Below are 7,888 nucleotides of genomic sequence, written 5' to 3'. Positions count from 1 at the left end.
CTGGAACGCGCGTTCCTCCTCGACGCGCTGATCCGAGCCGTAGCCGAGCACCGCCGCGACCTCGGCGCAGACGAGCCGGAGCAGGTCCGCACGGTCGGTGGGGCGGGCGGTGCGTGGCGACGTCTCCCGGGCCGGCCGGCCGGCGGGCCGCAGGTCGGCGAAGAGCGGCAGGTCCGCCAACGCGCCGAGGTCGAGCTTCACCGGCAGGACAGCCGGCGTGGTCGCGCCCAGGGCGGCGTCGAAGAGGGCCAACCCTTCGGTCTCGGTGAGTGCCGCCACGCCGCCCCGCAGGACGCGGGCCCGGTCCGTGCCAGCCAGGCCGCCACCCATGCCGTCCGTGCCGTCCCAGAGTCCCCAGGCCAGCGACAGCGCGGGCAGCCCCGCCGTACGCCGGTAGGCCGCGAGTCCGTCCAGGTAGGCGTTGGCCGCCGCGTAGGCGCTCTGGCCGCCCGCACCGAGGACACCGGCAGCCGAGGAGAAGAGCACGAACGCGGAGAGTTCCCGGTCGGCGGTCAGCTCGTGCAGGTGCCAGGCACCCTCGGCCTTCGGACGCAGCACACCGGCGAGCCGGTCGGCGGTGAGCGCCCCGTACAGGCCGTCGTCGAGCACCCCGGCGGCGTGCACGACGCCGGTCAGGTTCTCGACCTCGGCGAGCACACCGGCCAGTGCCTCGCGCTCGCCGACGTCACAGCGGGCGACCCGTACCCGGGCACCTTCGGCGGTGAGGTCGGACACCAGCTCCTCCGGCGCGCCGTTGCGGCTGACCAGGACAAGGTCTCGCACGTCGTACGCGTCGACCAGGTGGCGGGCGACGAGCCCGCCGAGCTTCCCGGACGCCCCGGTGATCAGCACCGAGCCGTTGCCGAACGCGCCGGACGCCGGGGCTGGCGAGGTCCGGGCCAGCCGCGCGAGGTGGACGACGCCGTCGCGGACGGCCAGTTCGGGCTCGCCGGTCGCGGCCAGCGTGGCCAGGTCGAGCCCGCCGTCGGTGTCGGTGTCGGTGTCGGTGTCGGTGTCGACCAGGACGATGCGACCGGGCTCCTCGGCCTGCACGGCCCGGACGAGGCCCCAGACCGCCGCCTGGGCGGGGTCGATGACGCCGGATCCGTCGACGTCCACCGCGTCCCGGGTGAGCACCGCGAGCCGGCCCGGCCGGTCGTCGGCCAGCCGACGCTGGATCTCGGCCAGCACGTATGCGGTGACCTCCGTCAGGGTGCCGGTGCCGGCGCGGAGCACATCGAGCGGCTCGGTTTCCCCGGTGGCCGGCACCGGAACGGTCGGCTTCCAGACGAGCCGGAACAGGGCCCGGCGGGTCACGGCGTCGGTGACCGGGCCGACCGGCCGCAGCACCAGTGATCCCGCCGAAGCCACGACCCGGCCGGACGGATCGGTGACGAGGAGGCTGAAGCCGTCGCCGCGCGGGGACACCCGGACCCGGCAAGCGGTCGCACCGGCGCTGCTGACCGAGACGTCGGTCCAGCTGAACGGCAGCGCGGTGGTGGTGTCTCCGGCGCGCAGACCGAGGCAGTGCAGGGCTGCGTCGAACAGGGCCGGGTGCAGGAGGTAGCCGTCGGCGGTGACGCCGTCGGGCAGGGCGACCTCGGCGTACAGGTCGTCGCCGTGCCGCCAGGCGGCCCGCAGGCCCTGGAAGGCGGGGCCATGGGTCAGCTCGCCGTCGCCGGGGTAGACGTCGCCGATGTCGAGGGCGTCGGCGCCGGGCGGTGGCCAAGCGGTGAGGTCGCCGTCGCCGGTGGGCCGGCTACCGGAGGTGACGGCGCCACGGGCGTGCCGGGTCCAGGCGGCGTCGGCGCTGCGGGCGCTGACGACCACGGACCGTACGCCCACTTCGTCCGGTACGCCGACGGAGACCTGTACGTCGACGGCGTCGTGCTCGGGTAGGACCAGCGGTTCCTCGATGGTCAGCTCGTCGAGCACTCCGGCGCCGACCTGGTCGGCGGCGCGCAGGGCGAGTTCGACGAAGCCGGTGCCGGGGAAGACCACGGACGTGCCGACGCGGTGGTCGGCGAGCCACGGGTGGGTACGCACCGACAGCCGTCCGGTCAACACCACCTGTCCGGAGTCCGCCAGCTCCACCGTGGCGCCGAGCAGCGGGTGACCGGCGGCGGTGAGCCCGGCGCGGGTGACGTCCGCGCCCGGCGCGGCGTCGAGCCAGTAGCGGCGGTGTTGGAACGGGTAGGTCGGCAGGGTGACCGGGCGGCCACCCCACTTGGCGTACGGAACCGCCCAGTCGACTTCGACGCCGGCGCGCCACAGCTGGCCGACGGCGGTCAGCAGGGACACGCTCTCACCACGGTCCTTGCGCAGCGCAGCCACGAGCAGCGCATCCGCAGCGGTCTCCTGCGCCATCGCGGTCAACACACCATCCGGACCAAGCTCCAAAAACCGGGTCACACCCGCACCGGTGAGCGTGGCGATCCCGTCGGCGAACCGAACCGTCTCCCGCACATGCCGCACCCAATAGTCGGCCGTATCAGGCTGAACGACCGCACCTGTCACGTTCGACACCACCGGAATCCGAGGCGGATGGAACGCCAACCCCTCCAACACCGACCGGAACTCCGCCAACATCGGCTCCATCCGCGCCGAGTGGAACGCATGCGACACCTGCAACCGCTTCGCCTTCACCCCAAGGCGGTCCACCACCTCCGCCACCGCGTCCTCGTCACCGGCAAGCACCACCGCCAACGGACCATTCACCGCCGCGATATCCACACCCGGGCGCAGCAACGGCAGCACATCCGCCTCAGCGGCACGCACCGACACCATCACCCCACCGGCCGGCAACTCCTGCATCAACCGACCACGCGCCCCCACCAGGACACACGCATCAGCCAACGACAACACCCCGGCGACATGGGCCGCCGCCACCTCACCAATCGAGTGACCCGCCACAAAATCCGGCCGCACACCCCACGACTCGACAAGCCGGAACAGGGCCACCTCAACCGCGAACAACGCCGCCTGCGCATGCACCGTCCGAGACAACACCTCAACCTCAGCGCCCCACATCACCTCACGGACGCCCGGCAACAACCCACACACCGCATCCAAAGCATCAGCGAACACCGGGAACACGCCATACAACTCACGACCCATCCCCAACCGCTGCGCACCCTGACCGGTGAACAACACAGCAAGCCGACCATGGGTGGTGCTGGCGTCGGTGGCCACGGTGTCGAGGCCGGCGAGCAGTTCGTCGCGGTTCGCGCCGACCACCACAGCGCGGTACTCGAACGTCGAGCGCTTGGTCAGCGCCCGTCCGACGTCGACCGCGTCGAGAGCGGGCCGGGCGGCCACGTACGACCGCAGCCCACGCACCGCGTCGGCCAGTGCCTCGGCGGTCCGGCCGGACATCACCCAGGGCAGCGCCGGAGCGGGTTCGGCCGGTTCGGCGGCCGGTTCGGCGGCCGGGGCCTGTTCGAGGATCACGTGTGCGTTGGTGCCGCTGATCCCGAACGAGGACACCCCGGCCCGGCGCGGACGCCCGGTCTCCGGCCACGCGCGTGACTCGGTAAGCAACTCCACCGCGCCCGCGCTCCAGTCGACCGCCGGGGTCGGCGCGGCGACGTGCAGGGTGCGGGGCAGCATGGGCTGCCGCAGCGCCTGCACCATCTTGATCACGCCGCCGATGCCGGAGGCGGCCTGGGCGTGGCCGATGTTGGACTTCACCGAGCCGAGCAGCAGCGGCTCACCGGTCCGCTGCCCGTACGTCTCCAGCAACGACTGCAACTCGATCGGGTCGCCGAGCCGGGTGCCGGTGCCGTGCGCCTCGACCACGTCCACCTCGGACTCGGTCAGTCGGGCGTCGGCCAGTGCCCGGCGGATCACCCGCTGCTGCGAAGGACCGTTCGGTGCGGTCAGGCCGTTCGACGCGCCGTCCTGGTTCACCGCGCTGCCGCGTACCACGGCGAGGATCTCGCGGCCCTCGGCCACAGCGTCTGAGCGGCGTTGCAGCACCAGCACACCGGCGCCCTCGGACCAGCCGGTGCCGTCGGCGTCGTCGGAGAACGCCTTGCAGCGGCCGTCCGGCGCCTGGCCGCCCTGCCGGGCGAACTCGGCGAAGATGTCCGGTGCCGACATCACGGTCACCCCGCCGACCACGGCGAGGGTGCACTCGCCCCGGCGCAGCGACTGCACGGCCAGGTGTAGCGCCACAAGCGACGAGGAGCAGGCGGTGTCCACGGTCACCGCCGGGCCCTCCAGGCCCAGCGTGTAGGAGATCCGGCCGGAGAGCACGGCGGTCGAGTTGCCGACCAGTTGGTAGCCCTCGATGCGCTCATCGGCGGCGTGCTGGTGGTAGTTGCCGGCGGCGGCGCCGACGAAGACGCCGGTGCTGCTGCCGGCCAGGCCGCGCGGGTTCAGGCCGGCGCGTTCCAGCGCCTCCCAGGTGACTTCGAGCAGCAGCCGCTGCTGCGGATCGATGGCCAGCGCTTCGCGCGGTGAGATGCCGAAGAAGTCGGCATCGAAGCCGGCGACGTCCTCGACGAACCCACCGATCCGTGCGTACGGCGCGTCGTCCGGGATGTCCCAGCCCCGGTCGGTGGGGAAGCCGCCGATGGCGTCCACCCCCTCGGCGACCAGGTGCCACAGGTCCTCCGGGGTACGCACGCCGCCCGGGTAGCGGCAGGCGTCGGCCACGATGACGATCGGGTCGTCGTCGGTGACGGCCTGCGCGACCGCGACGGGTCGGGTCGGGCCGGTCGCCGAGGTGAGCTTGCCGAGCAGGTGGGCCGCGAGCGATTCGGCCGTCGGGTAGTCGAAGATCACCGCAGCGGGCAGTTTCAGGCCGGTGGCGGCGCAGAGTCGGTTGCGCAACTCCACTGCGGTGAGCGAGTCGAAGCCCAGTTCGCGGAAGGCCCGGCCGGGCTGGATCGGCTCCGTACCGGTGTGCCCCAGCACCAGGGCGGCCTGGGCCCGGACCAGGTCGAGCAGGGCAGCGGAGAGGTCGTCTCCGGAGAGGCTGGCCAGTCGTTCGTCGGCCGAGCCGCTGGGCAGGCTCGCCGCGCGGCGCGCCGGGGTGCGGATCAGGCCACGCAGTACGGCGGGCGCGTCCGGACCCAGCCGCGTGTCGATCTTGACCGGTACGAGCACCGGTTCGGCGGCGAGCAGGGCGTGGTCGAGCAGGGCGGTGCCCTCGTCGTCGGAGAGTCCGGTCGAACCGTCCCGGGCGATCCGGGCGACGTCGATGTCGGTGAGATGCCCGGTCAGGCCGGTGCGCCGGGACCAGAAGCCCCAGGCCAGGGAGAGGGCCGGCCGGCCGGCGGCGTGCCGGTGGGCCGCGAGTGCGTCCAGGAAGGCGTTGGCCGCGGCGTAGTTCGCCTGGCCGGCGTCACCGAGGATGCCGGCGGCCGAGGAGAACAGGACGAACGCCGACAGGTCGCGTCCGGCGGTCAGCTCGTGCAGGTGCCACGCGCCGTCCACCTTGGGTCGCAGCACCGTGTCCAGCCGGTCGGGAGTGAGCGAGCTGAGGACGCCGTCGTCCAGGGCACCGGCGGTGTGCACCACGGCGGTCAGGTCGTCGATGCTGTCGAGCACCTCGGCCAGGGCGGTCCGGTCGGCGACGTCGCACGACACCACCCGGACCCGGGCGTCCAGGCCGTCGGGTGCGGTGCCGCCGGAGCGGCTGAGCAGGACCAGGCTGCGTACGCCGTACTCGGTCACGAGGTGCCGGGCGACCAGGGCGCCCAGTCCGCCGGTGCCGCCGGTGACCAGCACGGTGCCGGTCGGGCCGAAGGCGGGCGGCGGCACGGTGAGCACCACCTTGCCGACGTGCCGGGCCTGGGCGAGGTGCCGGAACGCGGCGGGGGCCCGGCGGACGTCCCAGGTGGTGACCGGCGGCAGGGTCAGCGCGCCGCGGCCGAACAGGTCGAGGATCTCGGCGAGTACCGCCCGCAGCCGGTCCGGGCCGGGATCCATCAGGTCGTACGCGGTGTAGGTCACGCCGGGCCGGGTCCGCGCCACCTCGGCGGGGTCCCGCTTGTCCACCTTGCCGATCTCCAGGAATCGGCCGCCGGGCGCCAGCAGCCCCAGGGACGCGTCGATGAAGTCACCGGTCAGCGAGTTGAGCACCACGTCGACCTCGCCGAAGCGGTCGGCGAAGCTGGTCTCCCGGGACGAGGCGATGCGCTCGTCGGGCAGCCCGGCCGCCCGCAGCGTGTCCCACTTGGCCGGGCTGGCGGTGGCGTAGACCTGCGCGCCGAGCTGGCCGGCGAGCTGCACGGCGGCGGTGCCCACGCCTCCGGTGGCCGCGTGGATCAGCACCCGCTCGCCGGGCTGGACCCGGGCCAGATCGACCAGGCCCAGGTACGCGGTGACGTAGGTGACCGGCACGCTCGCCGCGTCCCGGTCGGACCAGTTGTCGGGGGTGCGGGCCAGCAGCCGCCGGTCGGTGACGGCGGTCGGGCCGAACGCCCCGTCGAAGAGGCCGAAGACGCGGTCGCCGGGGGCCAGGTCGGTGACGTCGGTGCCGACCTCCAGTACCCGGCCGGCGGCCTCGCTGCCGATCGGTCGGGACTCCTCCGGCACCACACCGAGCGCGACGACCACGTCGCGGAAGTTGACCCCGGCCGCGCCCACCGCGACGCGGACCTCGCCGGGACCGAGCTGCCGGGTGGTGGACGGGTCGGGCGTCAGCCGCAGGCCTTCGAGGGTGCCGTTGCCGGCGGTCAGCCGCCAGCCGGCGGCAGAGGGCGGCAGCAGGGTGTCGGGCGGGGTGGTGCGGGTCAACCGGTTGGCGAGGAGCACGCCGGCGCGGACGGCCAGCTGCGGTTCGTCTGCGCCGAAGACGGCCGGGGGTAGCTCGGCGTCGGTGTCCACTAGGACGATCCGGTCCGGGTTCTCCGCCTGGGCGGCACGGACCAGTCCCCATGCCGCGGCGGCGGCCAGGTCGGTGACCGGTTCGGGTACGGCCACCACGCCGGCGGTGACCAGGAACAGCCGGGTGTCGGTCAGCCGGTCGTCGGCCAGCCACCGTTGGAGCAGGGTGAGCAGCTCGGTGGTCAGTCGCCGCACTGCGGCCGGTGCGTCGGCCGCCCGGTCGCCGCGCAGCCGGACGACCACCGCGTCGGGGGCGGGTCGGCCGGCGGTCAGGGTGTCGAGGAACGCGTCCAGGTCGGGGTGGTGCGCGGCGGTCGGGAGACCGGGCTCGGGCTCGCCGAGCACGGCGAGGGATCGGGCCGGCTCGGTGGCGGGCTCGACGGGTACCCAGGTCATCCGGAACAGCGAGTTGGTGACGGCCGGGCGGGTGGCACCGGCGGGCCGCAGCACGAGCCGGTCGACCGTGGCGACCGGGCGGCCCTCGACGTCGGCGAGCAGCAGGGACAGGCTGTCCGGGCCGGCCGGGGTCAGCCGGACCCGCAGGTGGGTCGCGCCCGTGGCGTACAGCCGCACGCCGGTGAAGGAGAAGGGCAGCGTCGGGGTGTCGGAGGCGGCGCTGAGCAGGCCGGTGGCGTGCAGGGCGGCGTCGGCCAGCGCCGGGTGCAGGCCGTACCGGGCGCCCTGCTCGGCGGCCTGCGGGTCGAGGGTGACCTCGGCGTAGACGTGGTCGCCGAGGCGCCAGGCCTGACGCAGGCCGCGGAAGACCGGTCCGTAGTGGAGGCCGATGGCGGCGAGCGCGTCGTACCCGCCGGTCAGGTCGACCGGTTCGGCGCCGGTGGGTGGCCACGGGGCCGGGAGCGGCTCGGCGGGTGGGGCGGCGGCGGCGGTGAGCCGGCCCTCGGCGTGGCGGGTCCACGGTACGTCGGCCCCAGCGTCGTCGGGTTGGGACCAGATCGTCAGCTCGCGGGTGCCATCGCCGTCCGGGGCCGCCACGGCGACCTGCACCCGGACGCCAGCGTGCTCGGGCATCACCAGGGGGTGGTGCAGGGTC

Annotated in this window: 1 protein-coding gene; it reads right to left on the bottom strand. The window is 74.1% G+C overall.

The features are described 5' to 3' along the window. A partial coding sequence (locus tag AC507J_RS31920; RefSeq protein WP_496294237.1) for an SDR family NAD(P)-dependent oxidoreductase occupies positions 1 to 7,866 on the bottom strand: 7,866 nt, incomplete at its 3' end. Positions 7,867 to 7,888: the final 22 nt, after the last annotated feature.

Source organism: Micromonospora sp. PRAS1 (assembly GCF_059553435.1).
The sequence above is the reverse complement of the archived record's forward strand: the minus strand, read 5'-3'. Positions and strand labels throughout refer to the sequence as shown.